Origin of the sequence: Pseudomonas corrugata, assembly GCF_050920615.1 — a bacterium.
In the GTDB taxonomy this organism is placed as follows: domain Bacteria; phylum Pseudomonadota; class Gammaproteobacteria; order Pseudomonadales; family Pseudomonadaceae; genus Aquipseudomonas; species Aquipseudomonas corrugata.
On the sequence record NZ_CP130434.1, the window covers coordinates 4,059,319 to 4,086,240 of the forward strand.

The 26,922-nt window shown below is 64.1% G+C and carries 11 protein-coding genes; 3 read left to right on the top strand and 8 right to left on the bottom strand.

Annotated elements, in window-relative coordinates; translation table 11 throughout:
• Nucleotides 1-36 precede the first annotated feature (36 nt).
• Nucleotides 37-1,662, top strand: a complete 1,626-nt coding sequence (locus QZH45_RS17780) for a methyl-accepting chemotaxis protein (RefSeq protein ID WP_055135097.1) — start codon at nt 37-39, stop codon at nt 1,660-1,662.
• Between the two features lie 86 nt (nt 1,663-1,748).
• Here the strand turns inward: QZH45_RS17780 and map are convergent, their stop codons facing one another.
• The 5 genes from map to QZH45_RS17805 all read right to left on the bottom strand — a co-directional run bounded on the left by map (nt 1,749) and on the right by QZH45_RS17805 (nt 6,125).
• Nucleotides 1,749-2,528, bottom strand: a complete 780-nt coding sequence (gene map, locus QZH45_RS17785; protein ID WP_024780228.1) for a type I methionyl aminopeptidase — start codon at nt 2,526-2,528, stop codon at nt 1,749-1,751.
• A 2-nt stretch (nt 2,529-2,530) separates the two neighbouring features.
• Complete coding sequence (locus tag QZH45_RS17790) at nt 2,531-2,737, bottom strand: ParD-like family protein (RefSeq protein ID WP_041024143.1); 207 nt, start codon at nt 2,735-2,737, stop codon at nt 2,531-2,533.
• A 337-nt stretch (nt 2,738-3,074) separates the two neighbouring features.
• Nucleotides 3,075-4,952, bottom strand: a complete 1,878-nt coding sequence (locus tag QZH45_RS17795; RefSeq protein WP_392396995.1) for an FUSC family protein — start codon at nt 4,950-4,952, stop codon at nt 3,075-3,077.
• 65 nt (nt 4,953-5,017) lie between these two features.
• The gene (locus QZH45_RS17800) at nt 5,018-5,926 is read right to left on the bottom strand and encodes an efflux RND transporter periplasmic adaptor subunit (protein WP_053191123.1); all 909 of its coding nucleotides are present in this window, start codon (nt 5,924-5,926) and stop codon (nt 5,018-5,020) included.
• A 10-nt stretch (nt 5,927-5,936) separates the two neighbouring features.
• Nucleotides 5,937-6,125, bottom strand: coding sequence for a DUF1656 domain-containing protein (locus QZH45_RS17805; RefSeq protein WP_024780233.1), 189 nt, complete (start codon nt 6,123-6,125; stop codon nt 5,937-5,939).
• A 126-nt stretch (nt 6,126-6,251) separates the two neighbouring features.
• Here QZH45_RS17805 and QZH45_RS17810 point away from each other — a divergent pair, with 126 nt between their 5' ends.
• Nucleotides 6,252-7,046: an AraC family transcriptional regulator gene (locus QZH45_RS17810; protein ID WP_024780234.1), complete on the top strand. Its 795-nt coding sequence runs from the start codon at nt 6,252-6,254 to the stop codon at nt 7,044-7,046.
• Nucleotides 7,047-7,210: 164 nt separating this feature from the next.
• Here QZH45_RS17810 and QZH45_RS17815 read toward each other — a convergent pair whose 3' ends face one another.
• The 3 genes from QZH45_RS17815 to QZH45_RS17825 form a co-directional block, all read right to left on the bottom strand.
• A complete protein-coding gene (locus QZH45_RS17815) occupies nt 7,211-7,822 on the bottom strand; it encodes an aspartyl/asparaginyl beta-hydroxylase domain-containing protein (RefSeq protein WP_024780235.1) in 612 nt (203 codons plus the stop codon).
• Nucleotides 7,823-7,939: 117 nt separating this feature from the next.
• Nucleotides 7,940-9,310 (bottom strand): MFS transporter, encoded by a 1,371-nt coding sequence (locus QZH45_RS17820; RefSeq protein WP_055135099.1) that lies wholly within the window; start codon nt 9,308-9,310, stop codon nt 7,940-7,942.
• Nucleotides 9,307-10,311: a cupin-like domain-containing protein gene (locus QZH45_RS17825; protein WP_024780237.1), complete on the bottom strand. Its 1,005-nt coding sequence runs from the start codon at nt 10,309-10,311 to the stop codon at nt 9,307-9,309. The genes QZH45_RS17820 and QZH45_RS17825 overlap by 4 nt, the downstream gene beginning before the upstream one ends.
• 363 nt (nt 10,312-10,674) lie before the next feature.
• Between QZH45_RS17825 and QZH45_RS17830 the strand changes: the two genes are divergently transcribed.
• Nucleotides 10,675-26,802, top strand: coding sequence for a non-ribosomal peptide synthetase (locus QZH45_RS17830; RefSeq protein WP_069018267.1), 16,128 nt, complete (start codon nt 10,675-10,677; stop codon nt 26,800-26,802).
• The last annotated feature ends 120 nt before the right edge of the window (nt 26,803-26,922 follow it).

Sequence of the window (26,922 nt, forward strand, 5' to 3'; positions counted from 1 at the left end):
TCGAAAGGCGTTACGTGGTACGCCACCGGAGCCAACATGAATCTGAGATCGCTCAATATCGCGCGCAGAGCTGCATTCTGCTTCGGTGTCATCACTTTGCTTTTGATCGGACTTGGGGGATTCTCCTACGTTCAAGTCAGCCAATTGCGCGCCGCAGAACAGGACATAGAAGAAAAATCACTGCCTAGCATTCAAGTGGTCGATGACATTCAAATTGCACTTCTACACGCTCGCCTCGAGAGCATCAGAGTGCTGGCCAGCACCGATCCCTCAGTCAAAAGCGCGTCGCAAGCCAAAGTACGACAAGCCATGGAGACCCTGCAGTCGCGCAGCGAATACTATCGGCAGAATCTGATTACAGGAGACAAGGACCGCGCGCAGCTCGATGACGCTCAAACCGCGATGAACACCTACATCGATGGATTGAAGCAAGTCCTTGCATTGGATTCTTCCGACCATGACAAGGCCGTTGCCTTAGCCAACTCCGAGCAGGCAAACCGCGCCACGGCCTATCAAGAAAAACTCACGCTCATGCGCGAGCTGAACGCAAAAGAGACGGAGCAGTCAGGCGCTATTGCAACGGCAGTGTATAGCCATAGCGTCAACGTCCTGATGATTGTCGTAGTCGTCGCACTGATTCTCACGGTCTTGCTCGCTATCGCCTTGACCCGCAGCATTGTCGACCCGATCAATACATCGCTGAAACTGGCTGAAGACATTGCCGAAGGGGATCTGACCCGGCAGCTTGAGGTCACCGGGAAAGATGAAGCATCCCGCCTGATGCAGGCGCTCAACATCATGTCGCAGAAGCTGCGGCGAACTGTTCTGGAGATTTCCGGCGCGTCTACTCAACTGAGCACTGCCGCCGTCGAAATGACGTCCATTACTGAAAGCGCTGACCGGACATTGCAGCAACAGAACAGCGAAATCGAGCAAGCCGCTACCGCAGTCAACGAGATGAGTGCGGCCGTTGAAGAAGTGGCTCGCAATGCTACGTCAACCTCTCAGGCAGCCCAACAGTCGAGCCTGTCGGCAGACTTGGGCAATGAACGTGTCACTGAAACCCTGGCGGCCATGCGCAACCTGACGAACCTGGTGGAAGGCTCATCCGCGCAAGTACTGGCGCTGGCCGGCCAAGCCCAAGACATCAGCAAAGTGTTGAGCGTCATCAGGGGCATTGCCGAGCAGACCAATCTCCTGGCATTGAACGCCGCGATCGAAGCGGCTCGAGCAGGCGAGCAAGGTCGAGGCTTTGCAGTGGTTGCCGACGAAGTTCGCGCCTTGGCACATCGTACGCAAACCTCCACCCAGGAAATCGAACAGATGATCGCGGCGATCCAGGCAGGTTCTTCTGCCACGGTGGAGTCGATGCACAAAAGCACCCAGGAGGTGCGTAGCACCCGGAAAACTGCAGAAGACGCCGGGCAGTCCTTGCAACAAATCACCCATGCCGTACTGGAGATAAACGAACGCAACCTGCAAATCGCAACGGCGTCCGAGCAACAGGCGCATGTGGCACGTGATGTGGATCGAAGCCTGGTCAGTATTCGCGATCTGGCGGTGCAAAGCAGCGAGGGAACCCGTCAAACCCTCATTGCCAGCAACGAACTGTCGCAACTGGCGGTGAACCTGAACAATCTGGTGCTGCGGTTCAAGACGTGACTGCCTCGCTGTCTTTCTGGAAGGTACGAGCAGGGCCTTCCAGGGAGAGTCAAATCACCGACTGGTTCCATTTCCGCACATGCAAATCACCCCTCACCTCGTACCCCGTCCAACTCATCCGGACGCAACGTCAGTACCAAAACACCCGATGCAGTCACCGCGACGGTGTGTTCGAATTGCGCGGAAAGCGTCCCGTCCCGGGTCACCACCGTCCAGCCATCAGCCTGAGTCCTGACGTGGCTGGTGCCTTGGTTGAGCATGGGCTCGATGGTGAACACCATCCCCTCGCGCAGCACCAGGCCGGTGCCGGGCTTGCCGAAATGCAGCACCTGGGGTTCTTCATGCATTTGCTGGCCGATGCCATGGCCGCAGTATTCACGTACCACAGAGTAACCATAGCGCTTGGCATGGTGCTCGATGGCCGCACCAACGTCCCCCAGCCGCGCGCCTGGGCGTACCGCGCGGATGCCCCGCCACATCGCATCGTATGTAACCTGGACCAGGTGCCGGGCAGCGGCGCTGACGTTACCGATAAGGTAGGTCTTGCTGGAGTCGGCGATATAGCCATTCTTTTCTAGGGTGATATCGAAATTGACGATATCGCCATCACGCAGAATCCTGGAGGACGATGGCACGCCATGGCAAACCTCCTCGTTTACCGAGCAGTTGAGCACGAATGCAAAACCATACTGGCCCTTGCTCGCCGGTCGGGCCTTGAGCTCATCGACGATGAACCGCTCCACCATGGCATCGACCTGGAGGGTCGACATCCCCGCGAGCGTGGTTTGGTCCAGCAGCTCGAACACGGACGCCAGGAGTCGGCCGGATTCCGCCAGCAGCGCGACCTGTTCCGGGCTCTTGACCATGCTCAACTCATCACCAGTGGCTGGGCGCGCACGCCCGCGCTGTCGAGCTCACGACGGATGACTTCGTTGAAGGTCAGTTCCGGGTTCATCTCGCACAACATGCCGACCTTGATCCAGAAAGCGGCCTGCGCGTTGATGGAGCGGCAGGACACCTTGGTGGCCCGGCGCAGTTGATCATGCAGTTCGTCGTCGATGTTCACGATGCCCATGGGGTCGCCCTCTATACGTTTCGTATATTGCAAGCATATGCTTCGTATCGACAAAAACCAAGATCAATTATTGAACGCCTGTGCTGGCAGCCCTGACGAATCAGTGCTGCCGGCGATGATCAGCTTGCCGAAGAAGCTTCTCCTTTCCCGGCTGCAGGTGCCCTGGCCCCTGAGTCATGCCCGCCCGCCGGGCACGTCTGCTCCTGTTTGAAGGCCTGCTGCCGGCGCTCCAGCGCATCAGCGCCGTCCGAGGCCTGTGCGACCCACGGAACAGACATGATCAAGCCGAACAGTATCCGAATAAGAAGTGGCTTCATTTCATTTCACCTTGGTTGTGTTAACGAAAACTTTTGCGGATATCCGCGCTCGCAACGCTTGCGTAGCTTTCGAGCAGCCTTGCCAACTCCAGATAACCAGCCGCCAAGTCATGGGCGCCGAGGCGGGTCAGTGACTTTGACGTTCGACGGGCCTGGGCCGCGCTGATCGCTAGATGGGAGGCGTGGGTCGAAATCCGTCGATCGCCCCGTCGCGCGCACGTGCCCACCAATGATTCAGGCTCCAGGTCGCGGGTTTGGCGTTGCAGTCGAATCAACTGTCGGCTCAGTTGCAGGGCCGTCGAACCGGTCTGGGCAGCTTGTCGTTCATCGGCGCCGGACAGCGTCTGCAAGGCCACCCATCGGTGCTGTTGTCTTGCCTGCCACTTGAGAACGTCCATCCGGTGTCCATGACGAAGCAGTCGCCGGATGTCCTTATGAATCGCCTTCCTCAGGACATGCGGGTGGCTGTGGGTTTTTCCCGGCAACAGCTGGAAGGCCAACAGGCATATGGCAAGGGCCACGATCCAGGCGAGAGCCTGGTTGGCGAAGTCGACGAAGTCGTACTGGGCGGCCAGGCCTGTGCTGACGAGCGTGTTGAAGCCAATCAGGTAGGCGATGCCTTGCAGGGCATGACGCGGGCGGGTCGTGGCATGAATCCCGGCGGCCCAGAACGCAATCATCACGACCGTGAGCAATGCAAGCCCGCTGATGTGTGGCAACACCAGGAACTTGCACGTGGCTGCCGCCACTATTGCGTAGACGGTGCCCTCGAAGAAGCGAGCCAGGCCTTGAACGGGCGCCGGGCTGGTGGCCAGCAAGGTGCAGCACGGCCCCGATACCGCCAGCAACGTTGGCCCTTGGTCCCAGGCGGACAGGTACCAGAAAGCCGCGATTGCCAGCGTCGCCAACAGAGCTCGCAAGCCGTTACGCAGCGCGTCGCCATAATGTCGGTGGAAACCCACCGCGCGGACAGGCGTCTGGCGCCCATGCTCAAGGCTGGCGAAGCTCAGCAAGGCGCTGGACAGGTCTGCCAATTGTTCCTTCAAGCGCTGCTGGCTCGTGTTGTTTTCAGGCGCTTGCGCAAGGCGGTGTTGCATCTCCAGGACTTCGTCGGCCGCCACGCAAAAGCCAGGCAACGCGTCTGCCAGCTGGTGCAGGTCCATGCCCGTTCGGGCGAGCGAAGGCGAAACACGCCGTTCGGTCTCGCACTCGTCCAGAACAACGGCATGCAGATACGCCAGCCCTGCCTGCAAGGTCGCAAGCCTGGAGCGGATCAGCAAGGACTCACCTCGGCCGATCCCGAGCAGTTCGTCCACCTTGCTGATGTCGATGGCGAGCGGGCGTTGCGCAATCGCCGGATCCGCACTGTGTTCCCCCTTGAATCGCGTGGCCAGCAACCGCACGGTGCGGGAGCAGACGTCCTGGAGGGCCCGGTTCAGTTTGGGCTCGACGGTCTTGCGGCTGAACAAGGTGGCCACCAGGCTCAGGCTCAACACCCCCAGTACGACCGCCGTGCAACGCGCCACGATATGATCGAAACCCAACTGTGGGGCGACGATAGCGGGGCCCAGGGCAAGGCAGACCGTGTAGCCAGCGACGACGGCCGCCGTGGCGTGATAGTGCCGAAGCAGGGTCATGGCCCCCACACAGAGTCCGAGCCATACCCCGATCCCGAGGATGAACAGCAGCATTTTCTGAGCGAACATGCCGGTCAGCAGCAGCGCAACGGCCAGCCCCACCAAGGTTCCCAGCACCCGATTGAAACCCTTGCCGACCACTGCACCTTGAAGCGGATGGATCAGCAGCAGCACCGTCGAAGCCGCCGAAAATGGCGCCTCCAGGTGTAACTGGAAGCCCAGCCATAACGCCAGAGAGGCGGCCGCAAGACTGCGCAACATGTAGCCCGATGCCTGGGGACTCCATGATCCGGCCCGTGCGCCGAGCATTCGCCACGCGCGGCCCTTCACAGGAACGCCTGAAGCCACTGCGTCAGCCTCCAACGTGGCTCTGCCCCCGCCTCGGCGACCTCGATACTGGCGGTCATCCCGGCCGCCAGCTCCACGTCCGGCGGCACGCGGTCCAGTTCGATCCGTACAGGCACCCGTTGGGCCAGGCGTATCCAGCTGAACGTCGGCGCCACTTGAGGCAAACCATTGTTACCGCGCTGCTCGTTGCCGTCGGCGATGCCCCTGCCCATGCTTGCGACGTGCCCTTCGAGCAGCGCGGCAAAGCCCATGAGCTTGATCGATGCCGTAGCGCCCACTCGAATACCCGACAACTTGGTTTCTTCGAAATAGCCGGTGACCCAGAAGCTATGGCTATCGACCACAAAGATATTGGTTTCGCCCGCCGAGGCGTAGTCACCCGGCTGAAGGCGCAGTTGGGTCACGTATCCATCGACCGGTGAGCGAATGGTCGTGCGGTCCAGGTCAAGCCGCGCCTGGGCCAGCTGGCTCTGGGCGGCGTCCAGACGCGCCTTGGCCACCGCCAGGTCCCGGGCGGCATTGTCGATCTCCTCCCGCGCAATGGCATCGCCGAGCCGATTGCGACGCTTGAGCTGTGCGCTGCGCTGCTCGAAGACACTGCGCGCTTCGGCAAGCTCGGCCGTGCGCTGTTGCTGGGCAAGCAGATAGGCGCTGCGATCGATCTGATACAGCGAAGCGCCCTTGGCGACCCATTGGTTGTCTCCCACGAGCAGTCGTTCAACCTGGCCAGACACCTCGGGGGCGATACGAATGACGTGCGCACTGACCCGCCCGTCCCGCGTCCAGGGTGCCAGCTCATAGGCGCGCCACAACTGCATGCAGAACAGCAGTGCAATCAGGCCGAGCCCAAGGGTTACGAGCATCTTGAGGAAATGATTGATGGTCATCGCGCCGCCCTCAACACTTCAGGACCAGGATCGAGAGGACAATCAGCGACACGAAGAAGCGCGCCATGCTCGGGTGCCAGGTCCAATCCAGCCAATGCCGCATGCTCCGTTCCAGCACGCCGTACACCAGCACTGCGATGCCCAGGTAGAGCAGCAAGGGTGGAAGGTAGAGGTGGGCAATCGTGATTTCGCTCAGCATCGTTGAGTCTCACCGTAGGCAATCACCTTGATGGCCTTGATGACGATGGTAGGGACTGCGAGAACGTGCCGATATTGAGTATGCTGCCAACCTATAATCAAATTCGGACAATTCGGGTGGTGCGCCATGGACGAGACGATTCGCTATGCGGTTGATCAATTCGAACTGGATAGCTTCGAGCAGCCCGCCGTCGCTCTGATGCTGGAGAGCCAGCGAAACGACACCGAATTTCCCGTGCACACCCATCGCAAGGGTCAACTGGTGGTGGCTTATCACGGGGGCATCGTATGCACCGTAGAGGATGGCGTCTGGATGGTGCCGTCGGGTTTTGGCGTATGGATTCCGGGCGGTATCGCCCATAGCAACCGGGTGACTGCCAACGGCAAGATCGGCTACTTGTTCGTAGAGCCCGGCGCCGCCGCTCTACCGGAGAAATGCTGCACGCTGGTGCTTTCCCCGTTGGTCCTTGAGTTGATCCTGCACCTGAGTGCCCAGGCCCAGGACTATACGCCCGCCTCTGTCAACGCACGCGTGGCAAGCGTACTCCTCGAACAATTGGCGCTTGCCCCCTCGGAACAGCTGTACCTGCCGCTTCCCGCCGCCACGCAATTGCGTTTCATCGCCCGCGGCTTGGCCCAGGACCCGTCGAATCGGTGCACCATGGCCCAGTGGGCACGCCAGGTCGCCATGAGCGAGCGGTCCCTGGCGCGCCTGGTCAAGAGCGAAACAGGGCTGACCTTTGGCCAATGGCGCAAGCAATGGCAAATCATCGTGGCATTGCAGAGTCTTGCCGAGGGTGAGTCGGTGCAACGAACCGCAGAAGCGCTCGGGTACGAGTCGGTCAGTTCGTTCATCAGCATGTTCCGCAAGACACTGGGCTCATCGCCGGCTCGTTACATCCGCAGCACCGCGATGCGTTAGCCGGAACCGCGCAAGCCAAGTGCGAACAAAGATGCGCCGTGATGCCAGGACGACGTTCCCCTTTCAAGGGAGAGTCCGCTCGCGATGACGTCGGTCCAGCCGGCGGTGATACCGGCTGGCACACCCTCTACGAGCAGACTTGGCCCCACTCAACCAGGTGAACCTCACGCCGCCATGTGCTTCTCGCGATAGAACTCAAGATAAAGCACAGTACGGTGAGCCCGGGAAGCGTTGACGGCGAAGTGATCGAGGGAGCCGTCGAAGATCACCAGGTTGCCGTTGGTGCTCTGGTTGAAGTTGCCATTGACGTTGAGGTAGGCATAGTTCTGGGTGGTCGGCGCATCGATGGTCAGTTGCATGTGCAACAGGCCTTCTTCCCAAGTGCCGGTGTGGGAGTGGGTGCCGAGAAAAACGTTGGGTTCCATGCGCAGCAAGGCACAGAGCTTGATGCCGGGGATCTTGCTCAGCAGGTCGATGGTCCCGGGCATGGCGGCGCGGGCATAGGGGATCGGGGTGTCATAGGCGACCAGGCCGTATTGGGTCCATTCCGGCATGACATCCATGTCATCACCCCAGCCCCAGAGCCAGCCATACTCACCGCCGGCCTCCATGTGCGCGGCCACTTCATCGACGATCTCGGTGATCGACTTGCCTACGCGGTTGATGGTCAGGGTCGGCGCATCGAGGGCCAGGAACTCCTCGCGGATCACTTCCCAGTTGTCGGCGAGGTTCTTGAGATGCGGAAAACGGCTGGAATCATAAAACGACGGGCGCATAGGAGCTCCTTTTGTTGAGGGTTGTCGATTCCGGTGGCGACGAGGGGCACAGCGGACCAGTCTGGGAAGGTTGACCCAGTGGGCCCGGCCTGTCTGTCACGGGAATCCGGTACAGCGTCACAGCGGGTCGACCTGCGGGCCGTCGGCCATCCGCACCACGGCCATTGGCGTGGGCGCCTCGTCCAGGCGACGCATCGGTGCGTAGAGCAGGACGCTCAGCGGCAGCAGCGCAAACAGCGCCCCGGCGACCACGAACAGCATCCCCACGCCACGTCCCGGCCCTGTTCCCAACCAGCGTCCAATCGAATCGGCGTACAGTCCGCCGGGCATCAGCGCCGGCTGGAACCAATGATCGACCAGGAAACCGCCGACGATGACGGCCAGGCTGGTGGCGGCAATGGTCAACATACTGATCAAGGCAAACACACTGGCGCGGCTGCCGGCGGGAATCCTGCGCATCCACAGCGCGTTCACGCTGGCATCGGCGATGCTCGCCATGGTGATCGCCACGAATGCCAAGGCGCAGTAGGCCACGGCCTGCGAGACCATCCCCAAGGCAACGACGCACCCCGCCAGCAACAGGTCGGCCACCGCCACCATCGCCATCAATCGGCGCGGATTGCCCATGGAAATCAACAACCCCGCACCGGCCAAACCGCCCAAGGCCGCCCAGGTATAGGCCATGCCCAGGACCTGGCTGCCCAGGGTCGACAACAGCAACGGCGTCATCATCAACGTCGCCAGGGCCAACAGCGCGCCGCGCATCATGGTGTACACCAGCAGCCCCGCCATCAGGCGTTCGGCGACGAAGAACTTCAGTGCCGCGGCGACATTGCCCAGGGCACCACCGAAGACCGTGCCCTTGGCCATCGCGTCGTGATGGGCCGCCGGCCGCCGCACATGGGAAAACGCCTTGATCACCAACAGCGTGCCGGAGCAGAACGTCACCAGGTCTACCGCCAGGATCGTCACCAGTCCGGCCTTCGCCATGATCGCCCCCGCCAGCAGCGGCGCCACCAGGGCCGAAGCGTTCTTGCTGATGCTGATCAGTCCCGAGGCCCGGGTGAATTTATCCGGGGCGACAATCGTGCTGACAGCTGCCTGATACGCCGGCTTGCGGAAGGCGCTGACAATCGACGCCAGGCAATTGAAGATGTACAGGTGCAACGGCTCCAGGCGCTCGAACCAGAGCAACGCCATGACGCCCAACAGCAGCACCGCCAGGCTGACATCGCAACAGACAATGATGACCCGGTGGCTGATCCGGTCGGCCAGCCCTCCCGCCAGTGGCAGGAACAGCACCGCCGGCAAGGTGGCCGCCAGTACCACGTTGGCGAACGCCACCGCCGAACCGGTGTGGGTGTACACCCAGACGCCGAGGGCGAACTCCATCAGCGCCGTACCGATGACCGCCAGGGATTCGCCACACCAGAGGAAATAGAAACCCCGCCCCAGGTCGAAGCCCCTGCGATCGTTCACCAGGCTCATGTGCGCACATCGCGGGACGTGGCGACATCGATCAGCTTGCTCATCAGCCGATAGACCATGGAGTACGCCACCGCACCCACCACCAGGGGCGCATAGCGGGAAAACAGGTAGTTGCGCAACACGCGCCTGGCGATGGGCGAGCTGATGTTGCCACTGACATGCAAAGGCGTCGGGAACGTGGCCGCGACCGTGGCGCCGAATGCGTCGTCCATGGACTGGACCGCATGCCACCAGTAGACCGGGATGTACAGCGCATCGCCCGGCTCCACCACCGTACGCAGGGCACGCAGGTCCCGCGTCCCGGGAAAACGCCCGGTATCGATGTCGTAAAGGTAGCCCGCTTCCTCGATTACCGGCCGCAACGCTCGCCAACTGGCTTCGTCCGGCGGCAGCAGCAGGACTTCCTTGGCCCCGACCACCTGGGCCATGAACGTTTCGTCGGTGACATGGAAATGCCAATCGGTGTAGGAGTTGCGGTACAGGAAACTGCGATGGGGAGGATAGGCCCGGGTCTTGCCCAGCTGAGGCATGAACGGCAGGCCACCGACGTCCTCCTTCAGCCGCTCGATGGCCGAACCTTCGGAGAAACGGCAACTGTCGGCCACCAGCGGCGAATCGCCCTCGCCCAGGCTGTCGAGGAACTCATGGAACGGCATGTCCCGGTAGACCGTGTTCGCATACTCGGTCAGCTCGGCCTTGACCTTGGGATTGGACCAGCCGATGACCTCCGAGACGATCTGCGAACGGACCACCACGGCACTGTTGTGGGAGTGGGTCTTGAGGTAGTCCAGGCGATTCCACTTGTGGAAGGCCGGCCAGTGCCGCACGGCATTCTTGATCAGGCAGGGCCGGTTGCGATTGACGTAGCGCCGGGTGAACTCCTCTTTGGAAATCGCCAGCGCGTCGATCACTTCGACCGCCCCTGCCTGCGGGTGATTGGGAAAACGGGACAGGCTCCAGAACTTGGAGACCGGACGCTCCGATTCGGCGATCAGTGGCATGTTCAACCCTCGCAAACTCACTCAGGGTCGTTGGTATAACAGACTCGCGCGACCACGCCCAAGCGCCGCAAAGCCGCGTTTCCCGTCGTTGTCCCTGCTTCCCATGACAGACATCGGGAAGCGGATCCTCTAATTTTTTCCCACATTGTGAAGGGACATCAGGCGTGACCGGACGGCAGGACGGCCCATCGACAGCCGCACCACAGCCCCCCGACGCCCCCCTCGCATCAGGCGCCTGCCAACGGCCCCGATGTCCCTCTCCACGACTATTTGCATCCGCCGATTGGCAGTCGCCCAGGCCTTCATGCACCGCCATTCGAACGGAGACAAACCTCAATTGATTCTGCCTGCAGGTGCTCCGAAATGGATTCGTCGACCGAAATGCTGCCCACGCAAGACTGCGCCACCCACGAATTGGCCTCCGTCCAGCAGGGCATTTGGCTCGACCAGATCGCGCACCCGGACCTGCCCTACTACAACATTGGCATGTCTCTGGAGATCAAGGGCGAAATCGACATCCCGCTGTTCGAGAAAGCCATCGAGCTGGTCGCCAACAACCATGACGCCCTGCGACTGAGCTTCAGCCATGAGGGCGGCATCGGCCGCCAGCGGGTCCTGCCCGAGGTCAAGGTCAAGCTGGACATCGTCGAGTTTACCGAGGCCGAAGCCGATGCCGGATTGGCGATGGAGTACCTGCGTAACGCTTTCCGCCAGCCGTTCCCGGAGCTGACTGGTCAGCTTTGGGAAGCGCGCATGGTGCGTTGTGGCCCGAACCGTCACTATTGGCTCAACCGTTACCACCACCTGGTCACCGACGGTATCGGTGTGGCGCTGATCGGTCATGCCGTGGGCGCTGCCTACAACGGCTTGCTCGCCGGCAATGAGAAAGTCGCCGAAGGGCACTCCTATCTGTCGTTCCTGGAGGACGACCGCGCCTACCTGCAATCGTCACGCTACGAGCGCGACCGCGAGTTCTGGCAGGAAACCTACGCCCAGCTGCCACCGTCGCTGCTGCAACGCAGGGCCGACTTCAAGACCGGCCAGGCCAATGAACTGGCCCCCAGCGCCCAGGTCCAGGCGATGCTGCCACGGGCGCTCTACAATGCCCTGACGGAATTCGCCAGCGAGCGCAGTTTGTCGGTGGCCCATGTGCTGATCAGCGTGGTCGCCACGTATTTCTGCCGTACCGTGGGCGTCGATGAGATGGTCATCGGCATGCCCGTGCACAACCGCACCAACGCCCGCACCAAGGAAACCGCAGGAATGTTTTCCTCGGTGAGCCCGATTCGCCTGCCCGTCGACCTCGACGCCTCGCTGCTGGACCTGATGCACGCCGCCGGTGGCCAACTGCGCCGCTGCTACCGCCACCAGCGCTTCCCGATTGCCGAACTCAACCGCATCCTGCGCCTCGCGCAGGCCGGGCGCCGGCAGCTGTTCGACGTTTCACTGTCATTCGAAAGTCTGGATGGTGACGACCAGTTCGGCGGCACCTCATCCACCGTCATCACCATGGACAACGGCTACGAACAGACGCCGATGGCGATCTTCGTGCGTGATTACCACCCGTTCGAAGATGTGCATCTGGACTTCAACTTCAACACTGCCTACTACAGCGTGGAAGAAGCCCGTCTCCTGCAACAGCGCGTCGTCTCGATGCTCGAAGCGGTACTTGAGCAGCACGACACGCCAGTGGGCGACTACCCGCTGATGAGCGCGGCCGAACGTCAGCGCCTGCAAGTAGAGTTCAATGCCACTGCGCGAGAGTATCCGCGGGATGTGTTGATCCACACCCTGTTCGAACAGCAGGTCGAGCAACGTCCTCATGACTGTGCCGTGCGCGGCGACAGCGGGCCGCTACTCAGCTATGAACAGCTCAACCACCAGGCCAACCAACTCGCCCATCGCCTGATCGAACTCGGCGTGAAGCCGGATGCAAGAGTGGCTGTGTGCCTCAAGCGCAGCCCGGAGATGGTCGTCGCCCTGCTGGGCGTGCTCAAGGCCGGCGGCGCCTATGTGCCCATCGACCCGGACCTGCCGAGTGCGCGTCAGGCCTATATGCTCGAAGACAGTGCCCCCCGCGCTGTACTGAGCAGCCACGCCTTGCTGAACCCGTTGCCGCCATTGAATATCCCGGCGTTGGCGCTCGATGACGATGACCTCCTGAGCGCCCTTCCCACACACAATCCGGATTCGCAGGCGCTTGGCCTGACGCCGCAACACCTGGCCTACGTGCTCTACACCTCGGGCTCCACCGGTACCCCGAAAGGGGTGATGAACGAACACCTGGGCGTGGTCAATCGCTTGCTGTGGGCCCGGGACGAGTACGGTGTCGACGCCAGCGACCGGATCCTGCAAAAGACCCCGTTCGGTTTCGACGTGTCGGTCTGGGAATTCTTCCTGCCCTTGCTGGCCGGTGCCGAGCTGGTCATGGCCCGTCCCGGCGGCCATCAGGAACCGGCCTACCTGGCCCAGGTGATGCGCGAGGCGGGCATCACCATGCTGCACTTCGTGCCGTCGATGCTCGACCTGTTCCTGGAGCACCCCGACAACCGCGACTTCCCCGAACTGCGTCGGGTGCTATGCAGTGGCGAAGCCCTGCCCCGTGCCCTGCAACGGCGTTTCGAACGGCAACTGGCGGACGTTGAACTGCATAACCTCTACGGTCCGACCGAGGCGGCCATCGACGTGACCGCCTGGCACTGCCGCCCCAGCGATCCCGGCGAGAGCGTGCCCATCGGCAAACCGATTGCCAACATCCAGATGCACGTACTCGACGCCCGTGGCAGACCGCAACCGTTGGGTATCGCCGGGGAAATCCATATCGGCGGCATCGGCGTGGCGCGCGGTTACCTGAACCTGCCGCAACTGAGCGCCAAGAGCTTTATCGCCGACCCGTTCAGTAAGGCCCCGAACGCGCGCCTGTACAAGACCGGCGACCTCGGTCGCTGGCTCGCCAACGGCGCGCTGGAGTACCTGGGCCGCAATGACTTCCAGGTGAAGATCCGCGGCTTGCGCATCGAGATCGGCGAAGTCGAAGCCGCCCTGGCGCTGTGCCCCGGTGTCCGCGAGGTGGTGGTGATTGCCCGCGAAGACCATCCCGGCCAACCCGAGAGCAAGCGCCTGGTAGCCTATGTCTGCGGCGAACCGGTCCCTGCCGAACAGCTGCGCAACGCCCTGCTCAAGCATCTGCCCGAATACATGGTGCCCAGCGCGTTCGTGCACCTGGACGCCCTACCCCTCACCGCCAACGGCAAGCTCGATCGCCGCGCCCTGCCCGAGCCCGGCCTGGAAGCCCTCGCCAGCAAGGCCTACGAAGCGCCGCAAGGTGACACCGAAGTCGCCATCGCCGAGATCTGGAAAAACCTGCTGCACCTGGACCAGGTCGGCCGTCACGACGGCTTCCTCGAACTGGGCGGCCACTCCCTGCTCACCGTGCAGTTGCAAGCCCGCCTGCACCAGGACCTCGGCGCCGAGATCGACCTGCGCACCCTGTTCGCCCAAACCTCCCTGAGCGAACTGGCCCAACACGTCGAACAGGCCGGCCAGTCCCGGCTCCAGGCGATTGCCGTGGTCTCTCGCGAGCAACCGCTGCCGCTGTCCCTGGCCCAGCAGCGCTTGTGGTTCCTCGATCAACTGGACCATGCCGCCAGCGTCGCCTACCACATGCCTGCCGCCCTGCACCTGCGTGGCAGCCTGGACCGCCAGGTCTTGCAGCGGGCCCTGGACCGCATCGTCGCCCGCCACGAAAGCCTGCGCACCACCTTCGAGCGCCAGGACGGCGAAGTGCGCCAGCGTTTCGCCCCGGCGGACATCGGCTTCGCCCTGGTCGAGCACGACCTGCAAACCCTGGCCCCTGAGGCACGGCAACCGGCCGTCGAGCGACTGTCCCAGGAAGAAGCCCGCGCCGCATTCGACCTGAGCAGCGGCCCGCTGATTCGCGGACGTCTACTGCGCCTGGCCGAGGACGAGCACATCCTGCTGGTGACCCAGCATCACATCGTCTCCGACGGCTGGTCGGTGGCGGTGTTGATCGGTGAGTTCAATGCGCTGTACGCCGCGTTCAGCCAGGACCGCGAAGATCCGCTGCCGCCCCTGTCCCTGCAATACGCCGATTACGCCGCCTGGCAACAGCAGCATCTGCAAGGCGAACGCCTGCAAGCCCAGACACAATTCTGGAAGGAGCACCTCACCGGCGCCCCGGCACTGCTGGAACTGCCGGCCGACCATCCACGGCCCCAGGTGCAGAGCTATCAGGGCGCCGCACTGGCGCTGCAACTGCCCGCACCATTGAGCGCGCGCCTGCGGCGCTTCAGCCAGCAGCGCGGCCTGACCCCGTTCATGACCCTGCTGGGAGCCTGGTCGATCCTGCTGTCGCGCCTGAGCAATCAGGCGGAAGTCGTGGTCGGCACGCCCGTCGCCAACCGTCCACGGCGTGAAACCGAAGCGCTGATCGGCTTCTTCGTCAACACCCTGGCCCTGCGCATCGACGTGCAGGCCGACAGCCCTGTGGAACAACTGCTCGAACGCATCAAAGCCACCACCCTCGATGCCTACGGCCATCAGGACCTGCCGTTCGAACAAGTGGTCGAAGCCTTGCAACCGGAGCGCAGCCTCGGTCATAGCCCGCTGTTCCAGGCCATGCTGGTGCTCGGCAACACGCCACAGGACCAGGCTTTGGAATTGCCGGGGTTGAGCCTGAGCCCACTGGCCCAGCCGACCGGCACTACCCAGTTCGATGTGAGCCTGTCCCTCAACGACGACGGCGAAACCATCAGCGGCCAGTTCGAATACGCCACCGACCTGTTCGACGAAAGCACCATCGCCCGTTGGGGCCAGCACCTGCTGCACTTGCTCGATGGGATGCTCGACGACGCCACGCAGCCGGTGGCAACCCTGCCCCTGCTGGATAACCAGCAACGCCGGCAATTGCTCGGCGGTTTCAACCAGACCCACGCGCCGTTTGCCGAAGGCCGACTGCTACAGGAATGGTTCGAGCAGCATGTACAGGCACGCCCCCAGGCCATCGCCGTGCAGGCCGAAGAGGTCAGTCTCAGCTATGCCGAACTCAACACCCGGGCCAATCGCATCGCCCATCGCCTGATCGCCGCAGGCCTGCGCCCGGATGAACGGGTCGCCCTGCTGGTGGAACGCAGCCCGGAAATGATCATCGGCATCCTGGCCATTCTCAAGGCCGGCGGCGCCTACGTGCCGCTGGACCCGAACTATCCGCAGGACCGCTTGCAGCACATGCTCGACGACAGCACGCCGCGGGTCCTGCTCACCCAGGGTTACCTGATCGAAACCATGGCCGAACAACTGCCGGCGCTGCACATGCCGCAGCTGTTGCTCGACGATCCGGCTGACGGGGACGACAGCAACCCAAGGGTCGAGGGCCTGACCTCTCGGCACTTGGCCTACGTCATGTACACCTCCGGCTCCACCGGCAAGCCGAAAGGCGTGATGCTCGAACACCGCTCGGTATGTAACCAGATCGGTGCCTTGCAGGAACGCTACGGCCTCAACCCCCAGGATCGCATCCTGCAATTCGCCACCATGACCTTCGACATGTCGGTGGAAGAGATCTTTGGCGCCTTGCTGTCCGGCGCCACCCTGGTACTGCGCAGCGACGCCTGGATCGCCGGCACCGCTGCCTTCGCCGCGCTCTGCGAGCAGCATGCAATCAGCGTTGCCAACCTGCCGACCGTGTTCTGGCAACAGGTCGCCCGGGATGCCCATGTCGCCCTGCCCGTTTGCCTGCGTCAGTTCATGATCGGTGGCGAAGCGGTGGGCAAGCAGGCCGTGAGCCAGTGGTTCGCCCGCGCCGGCCATCGCCCGGCGCTGTTCAATGCCTACGGCCCGACCGAAGCCACGGTCAACGCCTCGATCCGTCGGATGGAAAGCGACCACGACGATTTCCGCTCCATCGGCAAGCCGCTGCGCAACACCCAACTGCACGTACTGGATGCGCTAGGCGAGCTGGTCCCCATGGGCGTCGCGGGGGAAATTCATATCGGCGGCGTCGGTGTCGCTCGCGGCTACCTCAATCGCCACGAGCTGACCGCCGAGCGTTTCATCGCCGACCCGTTCAGCACCGATCCGGACGCACGCCTGTACAAGACCGGTGACCTTGGCCGCTGGTGCGCCGACGGCACCCTGCAGTACCTGGGACGCAACGACGACCAGGTGAAGATCCGCGGTTTCCGCGTGGAACTGGGGGAGATCGAAGCCGTGCTTGCCGGGTGCGCCGGTGTCCGCGAAGCGGTGGTGGTCGCCCAGGAAAGCAAACCGGGTCAATCCGACAGCAAGCGCCTGATCGCCTACCTGTGCGGTGAGCCGGTACCGGTGGAGCAACTGCGTGCCGCGCTGCTGGCGGCGCTGCCGGAGTACATGGTGCCGAGCGCCTTCGTCCAGCTTGAAGCGTTGCCGCTGACCCCCAACGGCAAACTCGACCGCCGCGCCCTGCCCGCGCCGGGCATTGAGGCATTCGCCAGCCGAGCCTACGAGGCACCACGAGGCGAGATCGAACAGATCGTTGCGAACATCTGGCAAGACCTGCTGGACATCGACAAGGTAGGTCGTCATGACCGCTTCTTCGAACTCGGCGGGCATTCGCTGCTGGCCGTGAGCCTGATCGACCGCTTGCGCCAGCATGGCCTGAGCGCCAGCGTGCGCACCGTGTTCACCGCTCCCAGCGTGCGGGAAATGGCCCAGGCCTTGAGCCGCAGCAATGAAACGCCGTTCCTCGCCCCAGCCAATCGGATTCCGGACGGCTGCACTGCCCTGACCCCCGACATGTTGCCCCTGGTGGAACTGACCGAGGCCCAGCTTCAACGCATCGTCGCCGCCGTACCGGGCGGGGCCGCCAATATCCAGGACATCTACCCGCTGGCCCCGTTGCAGCAAGGCATCCTGTTCCATCATCTGCTGGGACACGAAGGCGATGCGTACCTGGTCCGCTCGCTGATCGAATTCGACAGCCACGCGCGTCTCGAAGCCTTTATCGGTGCCTTGCAGCAGGTGATCGACCGCCACGACATCCTGCGCAGCGCCGTGCATTGGGTCGGCCAGCCGCAGCCGGTACAGGTGGTGCAACGCCAGGCCACGCTGCCGCTGCAGCACATCGCCCTGGCCGCCGATGAAGACCCGCGCGCTCAACTGGAGCGTTTGAGCGACCCCCGGCATCTGCGCCTGGACTTGCAGCAAGCACCGCTGATGCGCGCCTGCGTCGCCCGGGTTCCGCACTCCGAACGCTGCTTGCTGGCCCTGCTCGACCACCACATGATCAGCGATCATGTGTCCCTGGGCATCGTCCTCGAAGAAGTCCAAACCCTGTTGCAAGGCCAGGGCGACAGCCTGCCGCCGCCGATGCCTTATCGGGAATTCGTCGCACAGGTCCTCGCAACATCGCCTCAGACCCATGAAGCCTATTTCAGCCAACGCCTGGGCGCTGTCGACGAACCCACCGCACCGTTCGGTGTGCTGGATGTCCAGGGTGACGGCAGCCAAGTCGCAGAAACCAGCGTGCGCCTCGATCCGGCCCTGAGCCAGCGGATACGCGCCCAATCCCGTGCGGCCAGCGTCACGCCAGCCGTGCTGTTCCACATCGCCTGGGCCCAGGTGCTCGGACGCTGCACCGATCGTGACGATGTGGTGTTCGGCACCGTGGTCGCCGGCCGCCTGCAAGGCTCGGTGGGCGCCGACCGGGCGCTGGGGGTGTTCATCAATACCTTGCCGGTGCGGGTCCGACTGGCCGGGTTCGGGGTGGCCGCGCTGGTGGACGAAACCTACCGCGACCTCAGCGAACTGCTGAACCATGAACAGGCCTCCCTGGCCCTGGCTCAACGTTGCAGTGGCGTCGGCCCCGGCCTGCCGCTGTTCACCACACTGCTCAACTACCGCCATCAGACCGACGGCGGTTCGCTGGCCAATGCCGATCAGGTCCTGGCCTGGGACGGTGTGCGCTTCCTGAGCAACGAAGCCCGCACCAATTATCCGATCGAAGTGGCCGTGGCAGATGAAGGCGATGACTTCTCCGTGACCGCCCAGTCCATCACCGGCATCGATCCGCAACACATCGCCGCCTACCTGGGCCAGGCCGTGGCCGCCCTGGTGGACGCTCTGGAGCAATCCCCCGGACGCCTCGCCAGCAGCCTCGACGTGGTGCCCGCCAGCGAACGTCAGTTGCTGCTCAATGACTTCAACCGCACCGCCAGCGATTTCGGCGCGGCGCAACCAATCCACCAGTTGTTCGAAGCCCAGGTGCACGCCAACCCCGACGCCGTGGCCCTGGTCTGCGAAGAGCGCCAGCTGAGCTATCGCCAGCTCAATCGTCGCGCCAACCACCTGGCCCGGCAGTTGCTCGCCCTCGGCGTGCAACCCGATCAGCGCGTGGCCATCTGCGCCGAGCGCAGCCTGGAGATGATCGTTGGCCTCTTGGGCGTGCTCAAGGCCGGTGCCGCCTACGTGCCCATCGACCCGGCGCACCCGGCCGAGCGCATGGCCTTCATGCTCCAGGACAGCCAACCCCAGGCGTTGTTGACCCAGTCGGCGCTGTCCCTGCCGTCCGGGGAACTGCCGGTGTTGTTGCTGGACATCGTGGAGTCGTTGCAAGCAGCGGACGATTCAGCTTTCGACAGCAACCCACAAGTACCGGGCCTGACTGCGGAACACCTGGCCTACGTGATCTACACCTCCGGTTCCACCGGCCAGTCCAAGGGCGTAATGGTCGAGCACCGTTCGGTGTTCAACTTCTGGCACGTGCTGACCCGCACCACCCATCAGCACTGCCCGACCCCAGCCACCGTGGCCCTGAACGCCGGGTTCTTCTTCGACATGTCGATCAAGGGCATCTCGCAGTTGTTCTCCGGCCATCGCCTGGTGATCATCCCGCAACTGATCCGCGCCAGCGGCAGCGAGTTGCTGGACTTCCTCGAACAGCATCAGGTGCATGCCTTCGACTCCACGCCATCGCAGCTCGACACCCTGCTCGCCGCCGGCCTGCTGGAGCGCCAGAGCTACCAGCCGGTGAGCGTGCTGCTCGGTGGCGAAGCGATCAACGCCGCCACCTGGGAGAAATTGCGTAACTGCCAGAGCATTCGTTTCTACAACATGTACGGCCCCACCGAGTGCACGGTGGACGCCACCATCGACCTGATCCGCGACCTGGGTGAGCGCCCGAGCATCGGCCGACCGTTCGCCAACGTCCAGGTCCACGTGCTGGATGCGCGGGGTGAGCCGGCACCGTTGGGGGTGGCCGGGGAAATCCATATCGGCGGTGTCGGTGTGGCCCGGGGTTACCTGAACCGGCCGGAGCTGAGCGCCGAGCGTTTCATCGCCGATCCGTTCAGCAGTGAGCCGAGCGCCCGCCTGTACAAGACCGGCGACCTCGGTCGTTGGATGGCCGATGGCACGCTCGAATACCTGGGCCGCAACGACTTCCAGGTGAAGATCCGCGGCTTCCGTATCGAGTTGGGTGAGATCGAGAACGTGCTGCTCAGTTGTGCCGGGGTCACCGAAGCCGTGGTCATTGCCCGAGACGACAATCGCCTGGTGGCCTACCTGTGTGGCGAACCGACCAGTGCCGAGCACCTGCGCAGCACCTTGCTCAAGCACTTGCCCGAATACATGGTGCCCAGCGCCTTCGTGCACCTGGACGCCCTACCCCTCACCGCCAACGGCAAGCTCGATCGCCGCGCCCTGCCCGAGCCCGGCCTGGAAGCCCTCGCCAGCAAGGCCTACGAAGCGCCGCAAGGTGACACCGAAGTCGCCATTGCCGAGATCTGGAAAAACCTGCTGCACCTGGATCAGGTCGGCCGTCACGACGGCTTCCTCGAACTGGGCGGCCACTCCCTGCTCACCGTGCAGTTGCAAGCCCGCCTGCACCAGGACCTCGGCGCCGAGATCGACCTGCGCACCCTGTTCGCCCAAACCTCCCTGAGCGAACTGGCCCAACACGTCGAACAGGCCGGCCAGTCCCGGCTCCAGGCGATTGCCGTGGTCTCTCGCGAGCAACCGCTGCCGCTGTCCCTGGCCCAGCAGCGCTTGTGGTTCCTCGATCAACTGGACCATGCCGCCAGCGTCGCCTACCACATGCCTGCCGCCCTGCACCTGCGTGGCAGCCTGGACCGCCAGGTCTTGCAGCGGGCCCTGGACCGCATCGTCGCCCGCCACGAAAGCCTGCGCACCACCTTCGAGCGCCAGGACGGCGAAGTGCGCCAGCGTTTCGCCCCGGCGGACATCGGCTTCGCCCTGGTCGAGCACGACCTGCAAACCCTGGCCCCTGAGGCACGGCAACCGGCCGTCGAGCGACTGTCCCAGGAAGAAGCCCGCGCCGCATTCGACCTGAGCAGCGGCCCGCTGATTCGCGGACGTCTACTGCGCCTGGCGGAGGACGAGCACATCCTGCTGGTGACCCAGCATCACATCGTCTCCGACGGCTGGTCGGTGGCGGTGTTGATCGGTGAGTTCAATGCGCTGTACGCCGCGTTCAGCCAGGACCGCGAAGATCCGCTGCCGCCCCTGTCCCTGCAATACGCCGATTACGCCGCCTGGCAACAGCAGCATCTGCAAGGCGAACGCCTGCAAGCCCAGACACAATTCTGGAAGGAGCACCTCACCGGCGCCCCGGCACTGCTGGAACTGCCGGCCGACCATCCACGGCCCCAGGTGCAGAGCTACCAGGGCGCCGCACTGGCGCTGCAACTGCCCGCACCATTGAGCGCGCGCCTGCGGCGCTTCAGCCAGGAGCGCGGCCTGACCCCGTTCATGACCCTGCTGGGAGCCTGGTCGATCCTGCTGTCGCGCCTGAGCAATCAGTCGGAGGTGGTGGTCGGCACGCCCGTCGCCAACCGTCCACGGCGTGAAACCGAAGCGCTGATCGGCTTCTTCGTCAACACCCTGGCCCTGCGCATCGACGTGCAGGCCGATAGCCCGGTCGAGCAGTTGCTCGAACGCATCAAAGCCACCACCCTCGACGCCTACGGCCATCAGGACCTGCCGTTCGAACAAGTGGTCGAAGCCTTGCAACCGGAGCGCAGCCTCGGTCATAGCCCGCTGTTCCAGGCCATGCTGGTGCTCGGCAACACGCCACAGGACCAGGCCCTGGCACTGCCGGGCTTGAACCTGAGCCCGTTGCCGCAACCGACCGGCACCACCCAGTTCGATGTGAGCCTGTCCCTCAACGACGACGGCGAAACCATCAGCGGCCAGTTCGAATACGCCACCGACCTGTTCGACGAAAGCACCATCGCCCGTTGGGGCCAGCACCTGCTGCACCTGCTCGACGGGATGCTGGAGGACGCCACGCAGCCGGTGGCAACGCTGCCGTTGCTGGATGACGCGCAACGCCGGCAACTGCTGGAGACGTTCAACCCTGCCCCCGTCAGCCTGGATGAAAGCCCGAGTCGCTTCCCCCACGCCGTGTTCGCCGCACAGGCAAGTCGGACGCCGGATGCAGTGGCGCTGGTCGGTGCCGGGCAAACCCTGAGCTACGCCGAACTCAATGCCCAGGCCAATCGCGTGGCCCACGGTTTGATCGCCCTGGGCGTGCGGCCCGACGACACCGTCGGCCTCTGTGCACGTCGCAGCCCGGAGATGGTCATCGGCCTGCTGGGTATCCTCAAGGCCGGGGCGGCCTATGTGCCGCTGGACCCGCAATACCCGGCGCAACGCCTGAGCCACATGCTCGCCGACAGCGCACCGCGGGCCCTGGTGCGCCAGCAAGGCCTGGACGAACTACCGGTGCCCCAGGGCCTGGCCACCCTCGAACTGGGCAGCCCGGCGCTGCTGGAGCAACCGGCCCATGATCCGCAAGTGAGCGAACTGAATGTGGGCCACCTGGCCTACGTGATCTACACCTCCGGCTCCACCGGTTTGCCCAAGGGCGTTATGGTCGAACATCGCGGCCTGCGCAACCTGCTGGACTGGTACCTCGACGACCTGGCCTTCCATGCCGGCGATGCGGTGCTGCTGGCCTCGTCCTATAACTTCGACCTGACCCAGAAGAACATCCTCGCCCCGCTGATGGTCGGCGCCTCGTTGCACCTGGCCGAAGAACCGTTCAACCCGGGCGCCATCGTCGCCCAGGTCGCCGAGGCCGGGATTACCCACCTCAACATGTCCCCCAGCGCCTTCCACGCCCTGGTGGATGCCGACCAGCACGCGGCACTGGCCTGTCTGAAACGGGTGGTGCTGGGCGGCGAGCCGATCCAGGTCGCCATGCTGGAAAAACTGCCGCTGCCACGGCCGGCGATCATCAACAGCTACGGGCCGACCGAATGCAGCGACGTAGTCGCCTGGTACACCGCCGACACCGACCTCGCCACCTACCGGACCCGCCCGATCCCCATCGGCCGACCGATCCGCAACATGCAATTGCATGTGCTCGACAACCACGGCCAGTTGCTGCCCCTGGGCGTGCCCGGCGAGATCCACATCGGCGGTGTCGGTGTGGCGCGGGGTTACCTCAACCTGCCGCAACTCAGCGCCGAACGCTTCATTGACGACCCGTTCAGCGAGCGCGCCGGTGCCCGCCTGTACAAGACCGGCGACATTGGCCGCTGGTTGCCCGACGGCACCCTGCAATACCTGGGACGTAACGACGATCAGGTGAAAATCCGTGGTCTGCGGGTCGAGTTGGGCGAAATCGAAGCTGCCCTCGCCGCCCTTGCCGGGGTCCGCGAAGCGGCCGTCATCGCCCGTGACCACCAGAGCGGCAAACGCCTGGTGGCCTACCTGTGCGGCGAACCGGCGGCCGCCACGCAATTGCGTGCCGAACTCCTGGGCCGCCTGCCCGAGCACATGGTGCCCAGCGCCTTCGTGGTGCTCGACGCCCTGCCACTCACCCCCAACGGCAAGCTGGACCGTCGCGCCCTGCCCGAACCGGATCAGGACGCCTACGCCAGCCAGGCCTACGAGGCACCGCAAGGCACGGTGGAGCGGACCATCGCCGATATCTGGCAACAGCTGCTGGGCCTTGAGCAGATCGGCCGCCACGACGGGTTCTTCGAACTGGGCGGCCATTCGCTGATGGCGGTCAGCCTGATCGAACGCCTGCGCGAACATGGCCTGAACGCCGACGTGCGCAGCGTCTTCGGCGCACCGACCCTGCGGGACCTTGCCTCGGCCCTGACCGACACCACCAGTACGGCCTTCCAGGCCCCGGCCAACCGGATTCCGGCCGATTGCACCAGCCTGACGCCGGACATGTTGCCCCTGGTGGATCTGACGGTGGACCAGCTCGAACGCATCGTCGCTGCGATACCTGGCGGCGCCGCAAACATCCAGGACATCTATCCTCTGGCCCCGTTGCAGCAAGGCATCCTGTTCCATCACTTGCTCGGACACGAAGGCGACGCCTATCTGGTCCGCTCGCTGCTCGAGTTCGACGACCGCCAGCGCCTCGATGCCTTTATCGGCGCCTTGCAGCAGGTGATCGATCGCCATGACATCCTGCGCACCTGCGTGCAGTGGGACGGCTTGCCCCAGGCGGTGCAAGTGGTGCAACGCCAGGCCCGCCTGCCGGTGCACAGCGTCACTCTGGACAGTCACCAGGACCCGCTCAGCCAGCTCGAAGCCCTGAGTGACCCACGGCAACTGCGCCTGGATCTGCGCCAGGCCCCACTGATGCGTGCCTGCATCGCCCGGGATCCGCATTCCGAGCGCTGGATGCTGGCGCTGCTCAATCACCACATGGCGAGCGACCACGTCACCCTGGAAATCGTCCTGGAAGAAATCCACGCCATCCTCCACGGACAAGGCGACAGCCTGGGCACACCGCAGCCTTATCGCGACTTCATCGCCCAGACCCAGGCCACGCCGGCCCAGGTCCACGAGGCCTACTTCAGCCGCCGGCTGGCGGATGTCGATGCGCCCACCGCGCCCTTCGACCTGCTCGAAGTACAAGGGGATGGCAATCACATCGAAGAGGCCAGCGTACAACTGAGCCTTGAACTCAACCTGCGCCTGCGGGCCCAGGCCAGGGAACGGGGCATCACCCCGGCGGCGCTGTTCCATGTGGCCTGGGCGCAAGTGCTGGCCCGCTGCACCGGGCGCGACGACGTGGTGTTCGGCACCGTGGTCGCCGGTCGTCTGCAAGGCTCGGCGGGGGCCGAACGGGCCCTGGGGGTGTTCATCAACACCTTGCCGGTGCGGGTGCAACTGGCCGGCGCTGGCGCCAACGACAAGGTCCTGGCGACCCATCGCGACCTGATCGAACTGCTGGCCCACGAACAGGCCTCCCTGGCCCTGGCCCAACGTTGCAGCGACGTGCCCAGCGCCTTGCCGCTGTTCACCACCCTGCTCAACTATCGACACCAGCGCGACGACAGCCAACTGCAATGGCCGGGCATGCGCATCCTCAACAGCGCCGAGCGCACCAACTATCCGCTGACCCTCTCGGTCAACGACTATGGCGATGCCCTGGGGCTGACGGTACAGAGCGTCCGGACGGTGGACCCGCAACGCATCTGTGCGCTGATGCAGCGGGCCCTGGAACAACTGACCCAGGCCTTGATGTACACGCCACGGATTCCACTCACGCAACTGGACGTGCTGCCGCCCCAGGAACGCAGCCTGCTGCTGGAGACCTTCAACCAGACCCGCGAGGACTACCCGACACACCTGTGCATCCAGCACCTGTTCGAAGAGCAGGTGCTCCGCACGCCGGACGCCTGTGCCCTGGTCGACGCTCGGCAAGCCTTCACTTACGCCGAGCTCAATGCCCAAGCCAATCGCCTGGCCCATCACTTGATCGCCACCGGGGTTCAACCGGGGGATCTGGTGGCGATCTGCGTCGAACGCAGCGCGGCGATGATCAGCGGCCTGCTGGGCATCCTCAAGGCCGGCGGCGCCTACGTGCCGCTGGACCCGGCCTACCCGGCCGAGCGCCTGGCGTCGATTGTCGAGGATGCGCGGCCGCGCCTGCTGCTGGCCGATCCGGTCGGTCGCGCAGCCGTCGGCACACTGCAGGAAGGCACCCGCTACCTGGCCATCGAACAGGCCCTGACGGCGCAGACGAGTACCCGCGATCCGCGCTGGGATGCCACCGGCCTGACCCCGGCGCACCTGGCCTATGTGATCTACACCTCCGGCTCCACCGGTAAACCCAAGGGGGTGATGATCGAACATCGCAACCTGGTTGCCTCGACGCTGGCCCGGCGCACGGTGTATGGGCCATCGATCGACAAGCGCTTCCTGTTGCTCTCGTCGATTGCCTTCGACAGCTCCGTGGCAGGGATCTTCGGCACGTTGATCAGCGGCGGCACCTTGTGCGTTCCGGCGGCCGAAGCCGCTCGCGATCCGCAAGCCATTGCCCGCTTCATCGGCGAACAGGCCATCACTTCACTGCTGTGCGTGCCGTCCCTGGGCCGTCTGGTGTTGGCGAGTCTTGCCAGCGAAAACGGACACGGCTGCCTGCGGGAGATGATCGTCGCCGGCGAAGCCTGCCCGGCGCAATTGGTACAGGAATGTGCGGGCCTGGAACCGGCCATCGCCTTGTACAACGAGTACGGCCCCACCGAAGCCACCGTCTGGGCCACGGTGCATCGCTGCAGCGCCCAGGACCAGGGCACGGTGCCAATCGGTCGTGCTATCCCGAACAGCCGCCTGTACGTGCTCGACGAACAGGGCCGGCCGGCACCACTCGGCGTGCCGGGTGAACTGTACGTGGGGGGCGCGGGCGTCGCCCGGGGCTACCTGGACCGTGCGCAACTGAACGCCGAACACTTCCTCGCCGACCCGTTCAGCCCGGACGAGGAGGCGCGGATGTACCGCACCGGCGACCTGGTGCGCATGCGCGCCGATGGCGTACTCGACTTCCTCGGACGCAACGACCAGCAGGTCAAGATCCGCGGTTTCCGCATCGAGCCCGGCGAAATCGAAGCCCTGATGCTGACCCTGCCGGGGGTGCGCGAGGCGGCCGTCATCGCTCGCGAAGACAGCCCCGGGGCCCTGCGCCTGGTGGCCTACCTGAGCGTCGAGCCGCACCTGGCCGGCCGCAATGCCAGCAGCACCTTGCGCCCGTACCTGACCTCGCAGTTGCCGGACTACATGGTCCCGGCGGCGTTCGTGGTGGTCGAACAACTGCCGTTGAGCCCCAACGGCAAGCTCGACCGCCGCGCCCTGCCCGCGCCTCGCAGCGAGGACTTCGCCTACCGCGAGTACGAAGCCCCCAACGGCGAAACCGAAGAACTGCTGGCGCAGATCTGGGCCGAGCTGCTGGGCCTGGAGCGGATCGGTCGGCACGACGATTTCTTCGAGCTTGGCGGCCATTCGCTGCTGGCGGTGCAAGTCACCCTGCGGGCACGAGAAACCTTCGCCGTCGAAGTGCCCCTCAGGAGCCTGTTCGAACACCCGTCGCTGCTGGCACTGGCCGACCTGATCAACACCCTGCAACTGGCCCAGTACGAGTCGGATGAATTGATGGACCTGCAACAAGAAATGGCTTCGCTGTCTGAAAGCGAACTGCTCGCTATCGTCTCCAAGGATGCTTAACAATTGAACGAACATAACGATAGTCTCGACCAGTTGAAACGTGCCGCACTGCTGCGCCTGCTCAAGCAGCGCGGCGCCACACGGGTCATCGAAACAGCTCCCGACGACATCACCGGCGCG

Bases quoted from the DNA above. Each gene is read 5' to 3' on its own strand.
- QZH45_RS17780 (WP_055135097.1), top strand. From the start codon at position 37: ATGAATCTGAGATCGCTCAATATCGCGCGCAGAGCTGCATTCTGCTTC.
- map (WP_024780228.1), bottom strand. From the start codon at position 2,528: ATGGTCAAGAGCCCGGAACAGGTCGCGCTGCTGGCGGAATCCGGCCGA.
- QZH45_RS17790 (WP_041024143.1), bottom strand. From the start codon at position 2,737: ATGGGCATCGTGAACATCGACGACGAACTGCATGATCAACTGCGCCGG.
- QZH45_RS17795 (WP_392396995.1), bottom strand. From the start codon at position 4,952: ATGTTGCGCAGTCTTGCGGCCGCCTCTCTGGCGTTATGGCTGGGCTTC.
- QZH45_RS17800 (WP_053191123.1), bottom strand. From the start codon at position 5,926: ATGACCATCAATCATTTCCTCAAGATGCTCGTAACCCTTGGGCTCGGC.
- QZH45_RS17805 (WP_024780233.1), bottom strand. From the start codon at position 6,125: ATGCTGAGCGAAATCACGATTGCCCACCTCTACCTTCCACCCTTGCTG.
- QZH45_RS17810 (WP_024780234.1), top strand. From the start codon at position 6,252: ATGGACGAGACGATTCGCTATGCGGTTGATCAATTCGAACTGGATAGC.
- QZH45_RS17815 (WP_024780235.1), bottom strand. From the start codon at position 7,822: ATGCGCCCGTCGTTTTATGATTCCAGCCGTTTTCCGCATCTCAAGAAC.
- QZH45_RS17820 (WP_055135099.1), bottom strand. From the start codon at position 9,310: ATGAGCCTGGTGAACGATCGCAGGGGCTTCGACCTGGGGCGGGGTTTC.
- QZH45_RS17825 (WP_024780237.1), bottom strand. From the start codon at position 10,311: ATGCCACTGATCGCCGAATCGGAGCGTCCGGTCTCCAAGTTCTGGAGC.
- QZH45_RS17830 (WP_069018267.1), top strand. From the start codon at position 10,675: ATGGATTCGTCGACCGAAATGCTGCCCACGCAAGACTGCGCCACCCAC.